At 34.2% G+C, this 20,102-nt stretch carries 16 protein-coding genes; 1 reads left to right on the top strand and 15 read right to left on the bottom strand.

Annotated features, from left to right (window positions below; translation table 11 throughout):
* Positions 1-64: 64 nt before the first annotated feature.
* Both JJD95_RS03815 and JJD95_RS03810 read right to left on the bottom strand, forming a co-directional pair.
* The gene (locus tag JJD95_RS03815; RefSeq protein ID WP_291640528.1) at positions 65-841 is read right to left on the bottom strand and encodes a protein-glutamine gamma-glutamyltransferase; all 777 of its coding nucleotides are present in this window, start codon (positions 839-841) and stop codon (positions 65-67) included.
* Positions 825-1,334: a hypothetical protein gene (locus JJD95_RS03810; protein ID WP_291640526.1), complete on the bottom strand. Its 510-nt coding sequence runs from the start codon at positions 1,332-1,334 to the stop codon at positions 825-827. The genes JJD95_RS03815 and JJD95_RS03810 overlap by 17 nt, the downstream gene beginning before the upstream one ends.
* A 221-nt stretch (positions 1,335-1,555) precedes the next feature.
* Here JJD95_RS03810 and JJD95_RS03805 point away from each other — a divergent pair, with 221 nt between their 5' ends.
* Entirely contained in the window at positions 1,556-3,202 is a 1,647-nt protein-coding gene (locus JJD95_RS03805) for a tetratricopeptide repeat-containing diguanylate cyclase (RefSeq protein ID WP_291640524.1), read from the top strand.
* A gap of 43 nt (positions 3,203-3,245) precedes the next feature.
* On the opposite strand, the gene JJD95_RS03800 is transcribed toward JJD95_RS03805, so the two are convergent.
* The 13 genes from JJD95_RS03800 to JJD95_RS03740 all read right to left on the bottom strand — a co-directional run bounded on the left by JJD95_RS03800 (position 3,246) and on the right by JJD95_RS03740 (position 20,102).
* The gene (locus JJD95_RS03800; RefSeq protein ID WP_291640522.1) at positions 3,246-4,274 is read right to left on the bottom strand and encodes a 3-deoxy-7-phosphoheptulonate synthase; all 1,029 of its coding nucleotides are present in this window, start codon (positions 4,272-4,274) and stop codon (positions 3,246-3,248) included.
* A 183-nt stretch (positions 4,275-4,457) separates the two neighbouring features.
* The gene (locus JJD95_RS03795) at positions 4,458-7,592 is read right to left on the bottom strand and encodes an AAA family ATPase (RefSeq protein ID WP_291640520.1); all 3,135 of its coding nucleotides are present in this window, start codon (positions 7,590-7,592) and stop codon (positions 4,458-4,460) included.
* Between the two features lie 4 nt (positions 7,593-7,596).
* Complete coding sequence (locus tag JJD95_RS03790; protein ID WP_291640518.1) at positions 7,597-8,769, bottom strand: exonuclease SbcCD subunit D; 1,173 nt, start codon at positions 8,767-8,769, stop codon at positions 7,597-7,599.
* Positions 8,770-8,917: 148 nt separating this feature from the next.
* Entirely contained in the window at positions 8,918-10,075 is a 1,158-nt protein-coding gene (locus tag JJD95_RS03785; RefSeq protein ID WP_291640536.1) for a glycerate kinase, read from the bottom strand.
* 294 nt (positions 10,076-10,369) lie between these two features.
* Entirely contained in the window at positions 10,370-12,724 is a 2,355-nt protein-coding gene (locus JJD95_RS03780) for a xanthine dehydrogenase family protein molybdopterin-binding subunit (RefSeq protein WP_291640516.1), read from the bottom strand.
* A complete protein-coding gene (locus JJD95_RS03775; RefSeq protein WP_291640514.1) occupies positions 12,717-13,259 on the bottom strand; it encodes a (2Fe-2S)-binding protein in 543 nt (180 codons plus the stop codon). The genes JJD95_RS03780 and JJD95_RS03775 overlap by 8 nt, the downstream gene beginning before the upstream one ends.
* 1 nt (position 13,260) lies before the next feature.
* Entirely contained in the window at positions 13,261-14,115 is an 855-nt protein-coding gene (locus tag JJD95_RS03770) for a xanthine dehydrogenase family protein subunit M (protein ID WP_291640512.1), read from the bottom strand.
* A gap of 109 nt (positions 14,116-14,224) precedes the next feature.
* Entirely contained in the window at positions 14,225-15,481 is a 1,257-nt protein-coding gene (locus JJD95_RS03765) for a uracil-xanthine permease family protein (protein WP_291640510.1), read from the bottom strand.
* A 163-nt stretch (positions 15,482-15,644) separates the two neighbouring features.
* Positions 15,645-15,977, bottom strand: coding sequence for an OB-fold domain-containing protein (locus tag JJD95_RS03760; protein ID WP_291640509.1), 333 nt, complete (start codon positions 15,975-15,977; stop codon positions 15,645-15,647).
* A 2-nt stretch (positions 15,978-15,979) separates the two neighbouring features.
* On the bottom strand, positions 15,980-17,176 hold the full coding sequence (locus JJD95_RS03755; protein ID WP_291640506.1) for an acetyl-CoA acetyltransferase: 1,197 nt from the start codon (positions 17,174-17,176) through the stop codon (positions 15,980-15,982).
* Positions 17,173-17,847, bottom strand: a complete 675-nt coding sequence (locus JJD95_RS03750; protein ID WP_291640504.1) for a hypothetical protein — start codon at positions 17,845-17,847, stop codon at positions 17,173-17,175. Before JJD95_RS03750 ends, JJD95_RS03755 begins: the two co-directional genes overlap by 4 nt.
* A gap of 37 nt (positions 17,848-17,884) precedes the next feature.
* A complete protein-coding gene (locus JJD95_RS03745; RefSeq protein WP_291640502.1) occupies positions 17,885-18,676 on the bottom strand; it encodes a cyclase family protein in 792 nt (263 codons plus the stop codon).
* Between the two features lie 22 nt (positions 18,677-18,698).
* The gene (locus JJD95_RS03740; RefSeq protein WP_291640501.1) at positions 18,699-20,102 is read right to left on the bottom strand and encodes a DUF1116 domain-containing protein; all 1,404 of its coding nucleotides are present in this window, start codon (positions 20,100-20,102) and stop codon (positions 18,699-18,701) included.

Below are 20,102 nucleotides of genomic sequence, written 5' to 3'. Positions count from 1 at the left end.
AATAATTGATTTTTTTAATTAGAGTCCCCCTTTAATTAAATATAGATTTAATTAAAAGCCAGCACTAGTTAGTGCTGGATTTTAATTCTTTGTAATATATATTGGCCAAATTCTTAAAATCTAAAACTGCAGCTGAATCTAATAAATAAGCAGACACGGTGGCATTATCTTTTCTCTGTTTATTTAATTCAATAAGTATTTCATCAACACTACCAATACCTATACCATGTCCATAATAAAGTTCATCACCCAGGTCTATAATGTTTTCTCCTTGCCACTCAGGAGTTACTGGATTTACATCAGGATTATAAACATATCTTCTATCCCCAGGTAAATAATCACTTTGTTTTTCTATATAACCTGCTTCATAAAGTAAATTGTCTATATAATGCCAATTCATCAAATGTATTTTGGTAAATAACTCATTAAAAAGCTTCTCTTTGAAAGTATTAAGTAACGCCTGATAATAAACTATTATCATTGCGGTAGCACATTCAGTGCCATATTTAGAACTATTTATACTAATATCATTAATAGCTACACTGGGTTTTATTCCTTTTTTAAGTAAAAATCCACCTTCCTCAGTTCGTTCCCAATACTCCTTATTACATATTGATTTACGAAAAACTTTAAATGACAGATCACTTTTATTAAGATTTACTGATGCAATAACAATATTTTTTCTTAATGTTAACTCAAACTGCAATTGTTCTAATAAATTATACTCATATCTTTCTTTACTTCTGCTCATCTTAGTAATAATTTCTCTTTCAATATTACTTGGTTTATACTCATTTATATACTCATCAATTTTAAATGAATTGTTAAAAATTATAATCATTTACTAGCCCCCTTCCATATTTTTCATGTAAATCTATTTTATATGGTATTGGGTTACTGGTTCTTTGAAAACTTTCCCCAGTAAAATATAGAAAACGATAATTCTCCTTAAGCCAGTAGAATATGGTCGTATATTGATTTTCACTATCTCCTCGACCATTTCTCATATCTATGGAAGGTACAAAATCTAGAAGTTTATATGCTAATTCAATATCCCGTGCGTCATCTGAGTATAAGTAATTTGCGATTAACATTAAGCTATATGGATCCCTTGCTTCGAAAAAAGTCCAGATTAAATCATGGTTAAAAAGACCTTCTCTGTTTCTAAAAAAAATAGTATCTACTATAATAGGTAAAATTGAATTGTCATTATGCGTTTTTATTAGAAGTGCTGCAGTAATATCCAAAATTTCATCTTTTTCCTCACTTAACCCATGCTTACCTATGCAGCCTTCAAATATTTCTTTAATTTCTGGATAATCCATGTTATTCATATATGTCCTTCTTCATTTAATTGTTATAATTCAATATATTCTTTTGCTAGTAAAATGTAACGAAAACTTTTTCTTATCAAATTTTTATTTTAAAATAAAAAGAATCAAAACAAATGCTTTAAATTGATCATTTTTTTTAAAAATAAAGGAAAAAAATATGTTATGTAGAATTATAAATATATAAATACAACACACTAATTATACAAAGCTGGGGGATATTTATGGATATTTCAGAAATTATAATGAATAAAATTAAAGAGTCAAAAAAAATATCGTTTAAGCAACCAAGCCTTGCTTTTGCTATGAGTTTGGAAGCTTATAATACCGCAAAGAAAAATAAGTTAAAGTTAGAAGAGGCTTATGCACTCTTTGCAATGGCATTAGCTTGTAGGTCAATGACAAAGATAAATGACTGCTTTAATTATGCTTTAGATGCTTTTAAGATATTTAAGATGTATGATAACCCTTTGGATTTAGCGGATACTTTAAATCTCATAGGAATTGTACATTTTTATAATGCCATGTATGAGAGAGCACTGGAGAACTTTTTAAAAGCATTACATCTTCTAGAAGGAACAAAAAACTATCCAACAATGAGTAGAATCCTTAACAATATAGGTGAGGTTTATAAGGAAGTTGGCAATCATTCAGAATCATTAATTTATTATAATAAGGCCCTAACATTATGCAAAGAATATAACTCTATAAGTAACACAGCAGTTATATTAGCAAATATGGGAGAGATATATTTTATAAATGAAAATTATTCTACTAGCTTTGAATATTATAAAAAAAGTTATGATATTTTAATTGTGCATGATGATATAACTGCTCTTTCAGAGGTTGAAAATAGCATTGGGAAAGTTTATTTTATCCAAAAAGAATATGACACGGCGAGGGAATGCTATAATAATGCTCTTACTAGGTTAGATGGAATTGGAAACAAATATTTTATAATAGATGTGCTTATAAATCTCGCACAACTTGAAGCACTTGAAAACGAAGAGATATTTTTAGGGCATCTCCATAGGGCTATTAAATATGGTGAACAAATAAATGCAAGAAAGAAGTTAAGTAAGATTTATAAAATTATAACTGAATTTTATGAGAGAAAAGAAGATTTTAAATTATCACTTATGTTTTATAAAAAATATCATTTAATGGAACAGGAAATGGAAACTACCGTAATCTCTCAGAAGCTTGAAATAATAAAAATTGAGCTAAGTAAACACTTTAGCGGCGAGGAACTCCAAAAAATTACCAAATTAAATAAACAATTGGAGACGGATATTTGGAATAAAAACGCACTATTGGATACAATGAAAAGAACAAATAGAAATCTAAGTGTAGAGGTAATATCTGATGAACTTACTAATATACCAAACAGGAGAGGGGTTAATAGTTATCTTTCTAATGTGTGGAGGGAGAGCACAATAAAGCCCATAAGTTCATCACTTTTGATGATTGATATTGATTATTTTAAACGTTATAATGATTATCATGGACACCTTGAAGGTGATACTTGTCTTAAGAAAATCGCTTACTGTTTAAATAACGTTTTTGGAAACGGATCTGGAATACTTGGCAGATTTGGTGGGGAAGAATTTGTATGCTTTATTAAAAACACAGAATTCAAGGACGTTTCAGCTCTTTCAGAACTCCTTCGAATTTCTATTGAGAAACTTGGCCTTAATTATATTTGGAATAATGAGTTATGTCCAGTAACAATTAGTATAGGCGGTATATTTGGTTATACCTCAGATTTTAACAGTTCTCATGATATGTATTTAATTGCCGATGAGGAACTTTATAAAGCTAAAAATGCTGGTAGAAACAAAGTTTTTTTAAAAAATAAAAATGAACTATAAAAGTTAAGGTGCTAATTAACATTATAATTAGCACCTTAAGACTCTATAAATTTTCAGCGATATAATAAATTAATTTCTCTGTGCTTTTCCATCCTAGACATGCATCCGTTATAGATTTCCCATAAACTCCGCCCTCTACATCTTGTTTACCTTCTACAAGGTAACTTTCAATCATAAATCCTTTTACCATTTTCTTTAGTAGAGAATCATATTTCCTACTCATTAACACTTCTCTGGCTATTCTTGGTTGTTCTTTATAAGACTTCATTGAGTTTGCATGACTAGTATCTACAATAATAGAAGGGTTTAGAAGCTTCTGTTTTTCATATTCTCTCGCAATACGAATTAAATCTTCATAATGATAGTTTGGAATATTTCTACCATAAGAATCTACGGCTCCTCTTAAAATAGCATGAGCAAGAGGATTACCTTCTGTTTTAACTTCCCACCCACTATATAAAAAGGTATGTTCAATTTGTGCAGCTTTAATGGAATTCAGCATTACATTCAGATCTCCTCCAGTAGGATTCTTCATGCCTACCGGCATATCAATGCCACTTACTGTAAACCTATGTTGCTGATTTTCTACGGAGCGAGCTCCAACTGCATGATAACTTAATAAATCTGAAAGATATGCATAATTTTCCGGATATAACATTTCATCAGCAGCCGGCATGTGAAATTCACTTAATGCTTTTATATGAAGTTTTCTTATAGCTGTTAACCCTGCAACTAAATCTGGTTCTTTATTTAAATCTGGTTGATGGGCCATACCTTTATACCCTTCACCAGTAGTTCTCGGTTTATTCGTATAAATTCTTGGTATAATAATGATAGAATCTTTTACCTTTTCTTGAACTTTTACAAGCTTTTCTATATATTCACACACTGAGTCTTCATTGTCAGCTGAACATGGCCCGATTATAAGGATAAACTTATCATTTTCATTTTCAAACACTTTCCTTATATCATTATCCCTAGTTCTTTTAATTTCCTTAATATGATTTGACAGAGGCATTTGTTCCATAATTTCCTCTGCAGTAGGTATTCTTTTTATAAATTTCATATTCATATATATTTCCCTCACTTTGCTTATTTGATATTAGTTCATAAAATTATCCGATTAAATCATCATCTGCGATGCTGCAATATTAACGACTTCAGAAGGAGATTTAGACTTCCACTGAAGTTTTTTATTTATTATAGCATATAACTCCCACTTATAGAAGTTGGAGACTTTCCTTCTGAAATGTCGTTAAACCTTAAATTCAGCCATACTACCCTTACTTGTAGAACTTACCTCAAGCCTAGCATCTATTCTTTCTTTAAGTTCAGGTACATGAGATATTATACCAACTAATCTTGAGTCCTTTTGCAAATCCATAAGACATTCTATTGCATTATCTAGGGATTCTGGGTCTAGTGTTCCAAACCCCTCATCTATAAACATAGTATCTAATTGTATGCCGCCCGCGTATGCTTGAACTACATCAGCAAGGCCCAGTGCCATAGACAATGAAGCTTTAAAACCCTCTCCACCTGATAGTGTTTTTACATCTCTTGCTTTTCCTGTATAATTATCAAATACCTCAAGTTCTAAGCCTTGACCTTTTCTTTTATCACCAATTTCTTGCTTTCTTAATAGTTCAAATCTACCTGAGGTCATTTTATTGAACCTGATGTTGGCAGCCATAATAATATCCTCAAAATATGCAGCTAGCACATATCTTTCAAAGCTTATTTTCTTAGAGTTATCACCATTAATAATGTTTGATAATTTGCCTACTATTTCATACTTCTTTTCATCAATTTCTATAGTTTTACTATACTTTTCACAATCTTCAAGAATTAAACTATTATTTCTTATTCTTGCGAAGAGCTCCATTTGTTCTTTGTTTAATGATTTGAAGATAATATCTTCGCTTACTAGTTTGTCTTTTAATATTTCCAGATCAACTATTATTAACCCTTCAATTTCCTTTAATGATGCTTCATACAATTTTTTCACACCAGATAAATTAATATTAAACTCATTTATTTCCACGTCAAGATTCTCAATTTTTTCTTCAGTTAAACTACTGGCCTTATAATCATCGTACCCACTAAACCCTAGTTCTAATACACTTTCTTTGAATACACATACTGCTTTCTTAAATTCTTCATCTGCATTTTCTTTCATTTCATTTGTTCTTTTATGTCGTCCCATCTCTTGGTCCAGGTTACCCTTTATTTTACTAAAGGCACTTTCTGCATCTTCATATGCTTTTTTAAGAGCCTTTTGCCTCTCACTTAAAGCTATTCCAATTTGAACTAGTTCTCCTACATTTTTCATTTCACCCTTAAAATCATTTTTTATACTATCTAAGGTATTTTTTGCCGCACGTAAATTCCCATCTTCTAAAACATGTTCTTCATTCTTTAGTTCAAGTTCACTTCTTAACTTCTCATTGTTTTTTTGGGTAATATCCCTAATTTGTATTTTTTCACTCTCTTTATTAATCATAGTACTTAAGATTTGTATTTTATTTTTAAGCTCTAATAGTATGGCCGTATTATTTGTAACTAACACATTTACCCCAGCACTAATATCCATAACCTGATAATTATCCTCTTTATTTAGTAGTTCTTTAACACCAGGCGTAATAGAGTTATCTTTAATTGCTTTTAAAGAAGAGTTAATATCCGTTAAGTCATTTAACTTTTTATCCCTTTGATCTCTAACCTCTTCGAGAGAATCTTTACTGATTTTTACCGCCTCTTCAGTTATTTCACTGTTTTCTAGTTTAGCAAGGCTAGGATGATGAATTGATCCACAAACCGGGCATGATGCTCCTTCTTGTAAGTTACTTGCAAGTATTCCAGCTTGGTTTTTTCTAAATGTATCTTCTAAGAGTTCAAATTTTCCCTTTAGCACTTTAAATCTCTGATCTATTTCTTTAAAATTCTCTGTGGCTTTTTTATGTTTTCCATTCTCATTAATCCATAAATTAATATCACTACGGAGTCTGTCTAATTTATCTTTTTTATTGTTTTCATTTATTTGTTTAATTTCTAAGGTTCCATTTTCCTCTTTAGCTTTTTTAATTTCTGCTAACTCATTATTAATTAGCTCTATTTTTTTATCATTTTCAAAACTAGTTAACCCTATTACCTTTATTCTGATTTTTATTTCTGTAACTTTTTTATCTAAGGTCTCTAGGATAACCTTGTTTTTTTCGTATGCAATAGCCTTATCCTTTAATCTTTGGTTTTCATCTATATCCTTTATTAACTGACTTTTTTCATTTTCCTTGCCTTGCTCATCTTTAAAGTTCTTCTCAGCTTTTTTATAACTTTCAGTATATATATCTATTTTTTTATCTATTTCTTCTATTTCTTTTTTTAATTCCTTGATTTCATTATTTTTGTCATTATACTTATCTTCATACCTTTTAGCAGTTAAGGCTTTCTTACCTCTAAAAAGCACACTGCCTTTATTTTTAAACTGTTCAACCTGTTGATTAAGCTTGTCTAGTTCTCCCTTGTTTTTTTCTAAGTTATCAAACCTCTTATTATTAGCTTCACCAAGAGTCTTTTCACTTGATATTTTATCTATAAGCCTACGGGTTTCTTCTATTTTTGCATCTAACTTCTTTTCTTTGTCCCTATCGCCTTCTATAAATTTATAAAAACAGCTCATTATAAGTTCTATATTGTGTTTATCAGCATTTATTAGCCTAAATAATCCGTCGTCCACTTCACTGCAAATAAAACTTCTTATTTTATTTGATCTATCTCTCTCAACCTGTTCAATGCTTCTTTTTAGTTTATTTGATTGTTCTTTTATGTTGTTTTGGATACTTTGAAAAATTTCTGTTCCAAATATTTTTCTAAATATATCTTCTTTTTCATCACTTTTTGCATTTAAAAGTCTCTTAAACTCTCCCTGTGGTATCATTACTAATTGTTTAAATTGTTCTGTGGTTATACCAAGAATATTTTCTACTTCTTTAGTTACTTGATTTACCCCTGTTACTGTTTTATCCTTAGAAAGTTTAATCTCAGCACTAGGTTTATTTTCTACAAAACCATCGCCTCTTTGTTTGGGCTTTATATATGATGGTGTTCTTTTTACATAGTACTCTTTTTCTCTTAATGAAAACCAAAGTTCAACCTCCGTTGGAGTCCCCGGATCTGCAAAATCACTTCTTAAGGATTTTGATTCCCTATCACACCCATTTGCCTCACCATACAGTGCAAAGTTTATAGCATCAAATATTGTTGTTTTCCCAGCTCCAGTGTTTCCTGTAATAACAAACATATTTTTATCTTGCAGATTTTCCTCGAAATCTAACTCTTGTTTTGTTGCATAGGGTCCAAATCCATTTATTATAAGCTTACGAATTTTCATTACTCTAAACCCCCTTTTCAGCTTTTTCTATGATTTTCACCATGACCTCGGTCTCCTCTTCAGAGCACTTTTCACCTATTATGTCCTCATAAAAGTTATCAAAAAGGCTAAGTTTAGATTTTTCTCGTACATTAACTGCTACTGTTCCTGTACTGGTTATCTTTATCCTATCTTCTCTTGTAAGTTCCATAACATTTGGATAAACACTTCTTAGCTTTGACATTGGATCTAAAATTTCTCCCTTATCTCTTAACACTACCTTTATATAGTCCTCTTTATTATCTAAATAGCTTACATCATTCTTTATTAGTTCTTTTAATTCTCCTGTAATAATTCTAAAATCTCTTCTTGGTTTAAACTCATGGAAATCTATTTCCACTTCGCCCTTTTCATTTAAATTTACAATAGTTATTCCTTTTTTTTGTTTAGTCTCTGAGAAAGAATATTTTAAAGGCGACCCAGCATATCTTATTTTATTTGTTCCAACCTTCTGCGGTCCATGTAAATGGCCAAGGGCAGTATAATTAAAAGCATCAAAATAAGCTGCATTAATAAGGGCTGATCCTCCAATGGACAGCGGCTTCTCCGATTCGCTTTCCTCAAGTGGAGCAGTTACCTCGTCTTCATTTTTCATGTATGAAACATATCCATGTGCAATTGCCACATTTCTCTCATCTTTATTCATAATATTATCAATAGAATCTAGTATATTCTTCATAGCATCGTCATGATTTTTTATGCTTTCATCTCCAAATAAATCTCTAACTACTGGTGGGTCTGCATAAGGAATAGGATAAAAATTTACTGGACCATGTTCATCATTAATAGTAATCTTTTGTATTTCCCTTTTTAGTGTTCCACTAATATATAAACCACTTTCCCTTAGGAGTTCGCTTGCAAAGTCTATTCTTTCATTACCATCATGATTTCCAGCTAAAGCTATAATAGGAGTCTTTAGCTCCTTAACTATTTTACCTAATACCTTGTTGAGTAATTCTATAGCTTGTACCGGTGGAACCGACCTATCATATAAATCTCCAGCTATTAATACAACATCCGGTTTTTCCACTTTAATCTCTTCATAAAGCTGCTCCATTATAAATTCTTGATCTTCAGTCATATAAAATCCATTAACAGATTTACCTATATGCCAATCCGCAGTATGGAAAATTCTCATAAATTTACACCTCCAAAATATCGCTATATATTTGTTGTATAATTACACAATTCTTTATAGACCTTAGAAATCCTTCATTTAATTTAAATATAATAGAGAACAATAAATGAGGCAACTGAAAGTTGCCTCATTTATTTCTTTTTTAAATTTACTCTTTTCCGCCAAAATACAATATCTTTATCAATCTAGCAATATTTTCAGATGCTTTTTTAATACTATTATATCCATCTTTCAGCGCTTCCTCTAAGTTTTTAGGCTTATCTACTATACCAAAAACTGAGGTTACTCCCATTGAGTATAATTCTTCTATATCATCTCCAACCTTGCCAGCCAGCACAATGATTGGTATATTATACTTTTTAGCAATGTGTGCAATTCCAACTATGGTTTTTCCATACTTTGTTTGACTATCTATACTACCTTCACCAGTTATAATAAAATCTGCATCTTTAATTCTCTCCTCAAATTTAGTGTGCTTTATAACTAAATCTACACCCCTTATTAAACTACCATTTAATAAGAAGAAAGCTCCACCTAATCCACCTGCAGCACCGGTCTTTGGTATATTAGAAATATCAATATCAAAAGCTTCTTCTAATACCTTTGCAAAATTAATCATTCCAAGTTCAAGTTCATCTGCAATTTCACCTTTGGCACCCTTTTGAGGTCCAAAGATTTTTGTTGCGCCCTTCTCCCCAACAAAAGGATTTTGGACATCGCAGGCTACTTCTATACTTATTTTTTTTAGTCTAGAATCCATCTTAGAAATATCTAATTTATGAATTTTAATTAACTCTTTTCCACCAAGTCCTAATTCAGTACCATCCGCACCTAGAGCTATCACTCCTAATGCTTGCAACATCCCTAGACCTCCATCGTTTGTAGACGATCCTCCAAGACCAATTATTAGATGATCAACGCCTTTATCCAAAGCATCAAGAATCATTTCTCCAACCCCAACGGTTGTTGTATTCATTGGATTTCTTTTAGATTTTTCTACTAAGTGTAACCCACAAGCTTCCGCGACTTCAATTATAGCCTTTTTTTCTTTTATCAACCATCCATATCTAGCCTCTATCTTTTCACCTAAAGGACCTTTAACTATTATTTTTCTAAATTCACCCTTTTGAGCATTTACTATTACCTCTGAGGTCCCTTCGCCGCCATCCGCCATAGGAATTAAATCAAATTCTGCATCTTTAAGGATACTCTTAATGCCACTTTTCATAGCCAGGGAAGCTTCAAACCCACTTACACTTTCCTTAAAAGAATCAGGTGCAATCACAAATTTAAGTTTTTTCAAAATATCACCTCTTTTTATGAATACTTATGTTAGTTTAATATCTCTTTTCATTGTGATCCTCCTAATAATGTTGCTATTAAATTATTCATTAATCTATTATAACCCAAAAACAATCCTTTGGGTTATACCCATTAACTATTATATATTTAACTCAAAATCATAATTCTAAAATATAGATGATTAGCACTGTTTACAACACAAACTAATTTGCAATTAATTATAGGTACAATGTCAAGTTTTAGTTTTAAACGCTGATGAATTATTTCACCAGCGTTTATACATCTTAATGAGGCACCTTTAAAGTTTTTTCGAAATTGCCATTGCAACATTTTCAGGGGTAAGAGGTAATTTGTAAAAATTAATGCCTAGTGCATCATAAAGTGCATTTCCAATAACCGATGGCACAGAAATCATGGGCTGTTCACCAATGCCTCTGGCACCATAAGGCCCATCTGGTTGATGATTTTCAATTAAGATAGGAATCATTTCCATGGGGATATCCTTTGCTGTAGGTATTTTATTGTCTGTAAATGATGGATTCATAAGCCTTCCCTCTGGGGTGAACTTATACCCTTCAATTATTGCAGATCCAATTCCCTGAAGTACCCCTCCTATGATTTGGCCGCAAACAAGTTTCCTATTAATTGCCTGGCCTATATCAAAAGCAGAAGCTATTTTAATAATCTCAATGTTTCCAGTTTCAATATCAACCTCCACTTCTATTCCATGTGCTCCGAAAGTCCAGTCAAGAGCTGGTAATCCTTGTCCCGTTACTGGGTCCAGGAAAGTAAGTCCATCAGCCATATATGTACCCTTTGCTATAAGGGGACCGCCAATGCCATTCCCATTTCCGTAAGCATAGCCAAGTGCAAGATCCTTGTACTTTATTTTTCTCTGCTTATGATGTATATGATAAATATATTCATCTCCATGTGTCAAATCCGAAGTTGAAGTTCGAAGTGCCTGAGAAGCCACTTCCTTCATTTGCTGTAGCATATTCTCTGCACATTTCTTTACTGCATTACCACCCATAAATGTGAATTTCGAAGCAACGGTAGACCAATCATAAGGATGACGGCTAGTATCAACTTCACACAATACCTTTACCTTTTCTAAAGGCATATCAAGCACTTCTGCTGCAATCTGAGCCATTACTGTGTTTGCACCCTGACCCATATCTACACCTCCAATCATAATGCGGATATTACCATCATCATCCATCTGCATTATTGCAGAGGTAGAAGTGTGTGGAGGCATTGCAGGTGCCTTTTGGAGAGAAGCAAGACCCTTTCCACGTAGCTTTCCTGTTTTAATGTTTTTATTGCGTTCAGCTTCTGATTGATATCCTGTCCATCCGATTTCCTTTGCCACAGCTTCTAAACATTCGTAAGGTCGTCCTGAATTTTCATTTATCAGCTCTCCGCTTATTGTATGACAACCAGCCCTTAGTATATTTTTCATACGGAAATCATAAGGATCCATTCCAAGTTTTTGTGCCACCATATCCATTTGACGCTCCATAACCCAGTGTGTTTCTAAATGTCCAAACCCTCTGTAAGCCGTGCTAAAAACTTTATTTGTATAAAGTGTTCGAGAGTGAATCTCAAGATTAGGTATCTCGTAGGGACCTGCGCCTGAATAAGTTGCTGATTTTCCAACATTTACGCCGTAATCAGCATAAGCTCCACTATCCCAATCAAAATAAATTTCTTCAGCAGTAATTTTTCCGTCCTTTTTAACGCCAGTCTTAACATGTCCACGCATCCCGGCACGAGATGGAAGTTGATTGAATTCCTCTTCCCTTGTTGCGGTTAACTTTACAGGGCGGCCTTTACATGCACGTGAGAGAATTGTTACCAGTGGTTCGAGATGTATCCCTGCTTTGCCTCCAAATCCTCCACCAACATAAGATACAATTACCTGTATATCAGCTACAGATATATTAAGAGCTTTCGCAAGCAGCTTACGTACTCCAAAGGGAGATTGAGTTGAAGACCATATTTTAACCTTGTTTGTATAGGTATCAGCCTGAGCTATGGCAACATGAGTTTCCATAGGTGCATGAGCAACGGCAGGTAGCGTAAGCTCATTTTCAACAATCAGATCAGCCTCCTCAAAGCCTTTTTTGATATCACCCTTTATAGTACTATTCCAACTTGCAATATTGGAATCAGGTTGTGGAAAAAAAACACCTTTAACATATTCAAGCTCATTTATATCTTCATGAACAAGTATCTTACCTTCTAAGGCTTCATCGATAGTTTGTATGCTAGGAAGATTATTATATTGAATTTTAATTTTGGATACTGCAAGTTCTGCTGTCTTTTCATCTATTGCAGCAACAGCAACAACTGGCTCTCCCTGATACCTTACTGTACCTCTTGCAAGTATACGCTTATCAATCATATACAGTCCAACAAGATAAGGTATGTCATCACCTACAATAACAGCTTTAACACCAGGTAAAGCTTTAGCTTCGGTTATATCTATTGATACAATCGCGGCTCTTGCATAGGGAGAATAAAGGCACCTAGCGTACAACATTCCCGGTAATTCCAAATCATACGTAAAAACCGCCTGACCTGTTACTTTTTCCAGTGCATCAGTTCGATTAGGAGATTTCCCAATATAACGGTACTCTTTATCACTCATTATTCTTTTCCTCCCTTTCCAACTTGGAAGCTGATTTAATTGCTTCAATAATCGGAACATAACCTGTGCAGCGGCAGAAATTACCTGCAATGGCTTCCTTTATTTCACTCTCACTTGGATCCGAATTTCTATCTAATAGAGAACGTGCTGACATTAACATACCTGGTGTGCAAAAGCCACATTGTAAAGCATCCTGGTTCATAAATTCTTTCTGGAGTATTGATATTTTTCCGTTTTCACTAAGTCCTTCTACTGTTATAATATTTGCATCCATAGCTTCCAAAGCGAGTATTATACATGAATTTACGGAAACGCCATTCATTATTATTGTACATGCTCCACATTCTCCTTCACCGCAGCCTTCCTTTGTACCTAAAAGCTTTAACTCCTTACGTAAAAAATGAAGCAAAGACATGGTAGGATCAATACATACACATACTTTTTCTCCATTTACGATGCAGTTAAACCTCACTGCCTTAAGTCCTGAATCAACATAAGTAACACAGCTTTCTAGATTTTTATGATTTTCGCACATATTATTTACCTCCCACTTCTAATAAATGTAGCAAAGCACGTTTTACAAGAACTCCGGACACATGAAGACGATACTGCGCAGAAGACCTGACATCAGAAATTGGTCTTATAATATTACATACTTCTTTTCCAGCCATAACTGCAATTTCTGACGTTAAAGGCTGTGAACTAAGGGTTTCTTCAAGCTTTGTTATCCTTATTGGTGTTGGTGCTACAGCAGTTATAGCTAGTTTTATTTTTTTATCCCCTGTCATCCTAGCAGTTACACCTACTATAGCAAGATCATGCCCCTTTATTCTTGCTTGCTTCAAAAATATGCTGGTATCTCCTTCTAAAACATCTGGAAGCGAAATTCCAATAACAAGCTCATTTTTCTTAAGTACCGTCCTCTTAACTCCAGTAAAGAATGAATTGATATTGACTGTTCTAGTGCCTTCTGTACTTGCAATATGAACCACTGCATCATATACCATAAGGGGACCTGCAAGATCTGCCCCAGGCGATGCGTTACAAATATTTCCTACAAGTGTAGCACGATTTCGCAGTTGGTAGGAAGCAAGTAAATTTGATGCTTGTACCAAAGAAGGATACTTTAAAGATATTTGTTTTGATTCTGCTACCTGATTCACTGTAACTGATGCACCGATAAATAAACCGACATTTACTTTATATTCTAGCCTGTTTGTCTCAGGTATACCCTTAATATCAAGTATGTGCCTGGGCATTTCTGCATTATGACGAAGAACTATCATTAAATCTGTGCCACCAGCGAGGATTTTAGTTCCATCATCCTGCTCCAAATAATTCAGAGCTTCTGTCAAGAGTTGCGGTTTTACATAATCAAACACACTTAACACGATTGACCCCCTTATTGTACTAACCATATGGAGTACATTAATTTTTTAATAATATCTAAATTATAAAAGCCCCCGAACTATCAGTCCGAGGGATGATAAATCGTTATTTTTATTGCTTATTTCTATTTAATATTGCATTTAATATAATCCCAACTATTGCAGCAAGACTAAGTCCTGAAATCGTAACGTTTTCATTTATAGGTATTCCCAAATTAATCCCTGTATATTTTTGTAGATAAGTTGTTCCAAGGCCTAAAATTAACATTGTAGCTATTACTATTACAATTCCTGCATCATACTTTTTGATATTGGTTTTCATATTTTTAACACCTATAAGTGCAATCATCATAAAGAGCATTAAACTTATTCCACCCATTACCGGCACAGGAATTGACCTTAGAACTCCCCCAACTTTTGCAACAAATCCAAGAAAAATTGCAAATATAGCAGTAAGTCTTAAAATTGATGGATCATAATTTTTTGTAATTGCTAAAACTCCTGTATTTTCACTATAAGTAGTATTAGCAGGGCCTCCTATGAAACCAGAAAATAGTGTAGCTAATCCATCTCCCAGTAGTGTACGATTTAAACCTGGGTCCTTAATAAAATCTTTCCCTACTACTTGACCGTTAGTGGTTATATCCCCAACATGCTCCATGAAAACAGCAAGCACAACTGGAGTAATAATTGCTATAGCACCTAATTCAAATTTGGGGAAAGTAAATTTTGGTATTGAAACTATAGCCGATTGACTAATAATAGAGGTATCAACAAACCCTATTGCAAGACACACTAAATATCCTACGACAACACCACATAAAATCGATATTTGCTTTAAGAAACCGCTACCTTTAAATGTTATTAAAAGCGCTGTACCTAAAGTTATAGCTGCAATCCATATTTTAACTTTGGCCATATCAATTGCAACTGGGATTAAATTTAATCCTATTAGTATTATCATCGGGCCTATTACTTGTGGTGGCAAAATTTTCTTGATTCTATTTATACCAATTTTTTTAATGAACAAGGAAACGATTACATAAATAAAACCAGCTACTACTATACCTCCTTGAGCATAAGTCAAATCTCCTTTGTACATTTCCTTTACTGTAATTATTACAGGGATAAATGCAAAGGAAGAACCTAAAAATACGGGTACCTTTCCCTTAGTACATAAATGGAATATGAGAGTACCTACCCCTGCGGCGACTAATGCCACTGATGGATCTAGCCCAGTTAGTATGGGAACCAAAACTGTAGCTCCAAACATTGCTATTAAATGTTGGATAGCTAAAATAGTTTTTCTAGACATTTTTAAGAAGTTTGATTTTTCATTTCCTTTAGTATTGTTAGGGTTATTTACCATATAATATTCTCCTTATATATTAGTATGTAAATTTTCTAATTTGAAAAGTTCCCTAGTTAATATATATGTATTAAATTCACTAAATATGGTTAATTATTTTTTAATATTTTATAGTGAAAGTGACAGTTAATAAGAAATTAACTGTCACTTTCATTACCTGTCTTTAAATAAAGATGAATCCATAATGGTCCTTTCCTATTCCTTCTTTTACAACTCCTACCGTTGACGTAAGTTTCATTCCTATTTCAGGGTTTTCTACTTCAAGTTGTCCACTCACAACAAGGCCGTTTGTAAATTTAACAATTCCAAAACTCATATATGGTTTCATGTATCCCTCTGGAAGATTATATACTTTTGTATAGGTTACAAGTGTTGCCTCTCCTCCTAGTGGGACCTCCTCAAACTCTCTATTTTCACACTTTTTACATACATAATGCTTCGGATGATGAAGTTCACCACAAGCTGTACATTTATAGGCATACATTTTCTCTTCCATAATTATGATTCCTCCTTAGTGAGTATCGTTGCAACAACATTATTTCCGAAACCACCAAAGTTAACGCAAAGGCCAGCTTTAGCACCCTCTACTTGACGTCCCGTAGCTTCCCCCCTTAGTTGCTTTACAATTTCTACAACCTGGGAAACTCCAGTTGCGCCAAGTGGATGCCCCTTTGCTTTTAAGCCTCCCGAGGTGTTAATTGGGATTTTACCACCAATCTTTGTTTGTCCATTTCGAGCTGCTATATGACCCTTACCTCTCTCGAAAAATCCAACCTCTTCAGATTCAACTATCTCTAGTATTTGGAATGCATCATGAAGCTCTGCAACATCCATATCTTGCGCCGTAAGTCCTGACATTTTATAGGCCATTTGCGCGGAAAGCCTAACAGCAAGTAAATCCGTAGGGACTTCTCTTTCAGCTACCGCATGGGTGTCTGTGGCTTGACCTATTCCTGCTATTTTTATTGGTTTTCTCTTGAATTTATCTGCTTTGTCCATGGCACATAATAAAACTGCTGCTGACCCGTCAGATACAGGACAACAATGGTACATACGAAGTGGCTCTGCAACATATGGATTTATTATATTTGCATCCTCATCCTCTGTTATACAATAAAGATTAGGCACCACATGTATATGTGCTACTGGGTTATTCACCGCATTCTCGTGATTTTTAACTGCCACTATGGATAAATCCTTTTCTGTTATTCCATACTTATCCATACATAATTTTGTAAAGAGCCCTGCAAAGGCCGGGAGTGTTAACCCATAGTTATATTCTGCCTCTGGGTGAAGCATTGTGGCAACAAAATCTGTACCTTCCCAGCCGCTAACAACCCTCATCATTTCTCCACCAACTACAAGCACACAGTCACACATTCCACTGGCTATAGCCATATATCCTAGTTTTATAGCGGATGCTCCTGAGGCTGGACCATTTTCAATTGTTTCAGCCATTGCTGGTCTTAAATTCAAATAATCCACAAGTGCCGATGCAATACCACTTTGCTTATTAAGTATCCCTGCACCCATTGTTGCTACAAAAACCTGATCAATGCCATGGCCGTTACCTGTTTTCACACCAGCATCATCTAGCGCCTCCACAGCAGCCATACTAAGCAAATCAGTAAATGTTCCATCCGACATTTTACCGAATTTACTATGACCTACTCCTACAATACCAACTTCTCTCATCTTTTATATCCTGGGATTTGAGAATAAGTTGATGGAAGAATTGGATGGTCTGCAGTTTTAAGTAGCTCTTCCTTTACGGGGCGACGACCACCTGATTTATTTGCTTTATGTTTTTCCCATAATGCTTTAGTTAAAACATAGGTTGGGACTCCCCCTAATTCGTGCCAAGTTTCTGGTCTTGATTCAAGTTCATATTCAATCATCCATCTCTTAAATCCGTTTGGGCTCTCAGCTACAATTAATACTTCTTCCTGATTCAAGAAATCCAAATGATATTCCATTTTAGCAGCAAATAATTGTGCTCCTATTCTAAGTCCCTGTTTCAGTGTCATTGTATGATGAGATACTCCTACTTTATCATCAATCATACGACCATTTACTAGTCCCACGAGCACACCATCTATTGTTCCGATTAGGCAATATTCATCCTTCACTCTATACCTGTAATAACCTAAAAGCTCTGCATAAATTCTAGATGCAACTATGTCATAAAAATCTTTTTCAACTGTCATAAGAGGCATAACCGCTTCGAGAATATGTGGAACTTCCTCTCTTGTTATTTGACGAATTACTAATTTTTCTCCAGTAGCCATGGTAATATACTTAGGTGGATAAGGTACCATTTTTGTTTCAGCTGGTCTAAGGCTTTGTTCCATTTTATCTACTATCATTATTTATCATCCTTTCAAATCCATATTTTTTCAATAATTACTCTGCATCAAATGCTACAATACGAGATATACAAGATTCCCCACCTTCGAATCTCCATGGAAAACATCCTATTATTAATCTTTTGCCCAACACCTTATCGATATCTCCACCAACATTTTCAGCATGAATAATATTTAATGGAAATAAATCATAATGCATTAATTGATAATCATCTTCTGGCCAAAAATCTTCAATGCCTTTACCATACTTGGCTTGTAAATATTTTTCTGCTCTTCTAGCTTCCTTTGGAGCCCATTCACGAATCTTTGTGTTCATTGGATGATCAGCGGAACCACAATCAACGCCTATCCATTTAAATTCCATTAGCTTACACCAATCCGAAAATTCTTTTGTAGGCCCTGGATGTCTCATCATTGCTCTTTCCTCGTCAGCCCCTGGCTCATCCCAACCATATTTATTATAGCCAGTATGGATAATTAAAATATCACCTTTTCTAACATCAGCTCTATCCATTATGTCTTTTGAAGTATAAATCCCATAATCCTCAGCTATATCTGATATATCAACAACAACGCCCGGTGCCACAAGTTCTTCTAATGGAATACTTGCTATATCGCGTCCGTGTGTACAAAAATGTAGTGAACCGTCAAGATGAGTACCAACATGATTTGAATGAGTTAGAACCTGCCCATTTGCACCATTGGATGAGAGTCTTTTGAAAAATTTAATTTCCAGTGGCTCATAGGTTGGCCATGCTGGTGTTAAATGACTAATTTTCTGAGTTAAATCATACATTTTTACATTTTTAAAAGCATCAATAATATTCATAATATACCCCCTGTTAATAAATTTAGATTGTTTTCTTTATAAAAGAAGTAAGTGCATCTTCAAAACATTTCATTGGAGGATGAACTATACCTGCACCTACTTGACCAATACCTGCTCTATTGCATGCAACTCCGGTATTTATAATTGGTAAAATTCCTGTTTCAATAACTTTTCTAATATCTATTCCTGTAGGTGTGCCTCTGAAATTCATGTTCGGCATCTTAAAAGCATTATTTTCAGCGCAGGTAATTTCATACATACTAGTTGTATAGTTTATGGCATCCTTTGGGGTCCCCCCTACGAATTGAACAATGGCAGGAGCCGTTGCCATAGCAAATCCCCCTATTCCTGCTGTTTCAGCTATTGTACTATCTCCTAAATCGGGATTTGCATCCGTCTCATCAAAGCCTGGAAAATATAAGCCATCAACTATTTCACAAGGTGCTGTAAACCACTCACTTCCAGTTCCAGCTACTCTAATGCCAAAATCAGTACCATTTCTTGACATGGCACACACCACTGTACTATATTTTATGTTTTCTAGTGGGTCCAAGCTGCATTTGCATGCTGGCATGGAAATATTTAAAAAGAAGTGATCATTTTTATCTATGAAGGTTAACACATCTGCTTTTATGTCATCTGAGAAATTGGTTCTGACTATAAATGGTGCAAGCTCCCTAAATAATAGTGAAGTTCCTGCTTTATTTCTGTTATGTCCCTCATCACCCATCTGAATCGCTTGTGCTAGTATTGTTTTAACATCAATACTACCCTTTAAAGTAATAGCGTCAGTAATTACAGGTGCTAGTACTGATTCCATCCAGTTTAGTTTTTCAATTACCTCTGAGCTAAAAGCTCCAAACCTTAGAACTTTTCCAAGACCCTCGTTTAGAGTACAATATGCATAATTTCCAAAGGTCTTGTTTTGAAGCTTCCAAACAGGCATTGAATAAGTTACAACTCCTGCCATCGGTCCTACTGTATTGTGATGATGACATGGTTCAAAGATAATTTCTCCAGAGGCTGCTAAAGTTCTTGCATTCTCTTCGTTTGTAGCAAGCTCTTCATATATTAACCCACCTATTATTGCCCCTTTAACTGGTTCACTCATTCTATCCCATGTTATTGGTGGACCTGCATGAAGAATTGTATGCTTTGTCATGCCTGGAATATCAGTACCAGCCTTACCGATACCAACAATTATTGGTTGAGCTGCAAGCAGTCTGCCCATTGCCTCTTTGTTTGCTTCTCTTATTTTTTCACTTATTCCATCTAAACTAGAAAGTTTTTTACAAGCCTTGCTTGGCGGTCTCCAACTAACATGCACGCTCTGTACATTTTGCTTTTTTAAGTCTTTATTAAAAGACTCTAATCCTAGATTTACAACACTAAGTTTCACACCAAATAATTTATTTATCTCTGCCAC

It is taken from the genome of Clostridium sp., assembly GCF_016650035.1.
Taxonomy (GTDB): Bacteria; Bacillota; Clostridia; order Clostridiales; family Clostridiaceae; genus Clostridium_AD.
Note: the sequence above shows the minus strand (reverse complement) of the source record. Positions and strands in the feature narration are given on the sequence as shown.

What these genes read in the sequence shown, in the direction of transcription:
- JJD95_RS03750 (WP_291640504.1), bottom strand. Translation starts at nt 17,847, where the DNA reads ATGATAGTAGATAAAATGGAACAAAGCCTTAGACCAGCTGAAACAAAA.
- JJD95_RS03795 (WP_291640520.1), bottom strand. Translation starts at nt 7,592, where the DNA reads ATGAAAATTCGTAAGCTTATAATAAATGGATTTGGACCCTATGCAACA.
- JJD95_RS03810 (WP_291640526.1), bottom strand. Translation starts at nt 1,334, where the DNA reads ATGAATAACATGGATTATCCAGAAATTAAAGAAATATTTGAAGGCTGC.
- JJD95_RS03800 (WP_291640522.1), bottom strand. Translation starts at nt 4,274, where the DNA reads ATGAATATGAAATTTATAAAAAGAATACCTACTGCAGAGGAAATTATG.
- JJD95_RS03755 (WP_291640506.1), bottom strand. Translation starts at nt 17,176, where the DNA reads ATGAGAGAAGTTGGTATTGTAGGAGTAGGTCATAGTAAATTCGGTAAA.
- JJD95_RS03805 (WP_291640524.1), top strand. Translation starts at nt 1,556, where the DNA reads ATGGATATTTCAGAAATTATAATGAATAAAATTAAAGAGTCAAAAAAA.
- JJD95_RS03760 (WP_291640509.1), bottom strand. Translation starts at nt 15,977, where the DNA reads ATGGAAGAGAAAATGTATGCCTATAAATGTACAGCTTGTGGTGAACTT.
- JJD95_RS03815 (WP_291640528.1), bottom strand. Translation starts at nt 841, where the DNA reads ATGATTATAATTTTTAACAATTCATTTAAAATTGATGAGTATATAAAT.
- JJD95_RS03775 (WP_291640514.1), bottom strand. Translation starts at nt 13,259, where the DNA reads ATGTGCGAAAATCATAAAAATCTAGAAAGCTGTGTTACTTATGTTGAT.
- JJD95_RS03765 (WP_291640510.1), bottom strand. Translation starts at nt 15,481, where the DNA reads ATGGTAAATAACCCTAACAATACTAAAGGAAATGAAAAATCAAACTTC.
- JJD95_RS03780 (WP_291640516.1), bottom strand. Translation starts at nt 12,724, where the DNA reads ATGAGTGATAAAGAGTACCGTTATATTGGGAAATCTCCTAATCGAACT.
- JJD95_RS03790 (WP_291640518.1), bottom strand. Translation starts at nt 8,769, where the DNA reads ATGAGAATTTTCCATACTGCGGATTGGCATATAGGTAAATCTGTTAAT.
- JJD95_RS03745 (WP_291640502.1), bottom strand. Translation starts at nt 18,676, where the DNA reads ATGAATATTATTGATGCTTTTAAAAATGTAAAAATGTATGATTTAACT.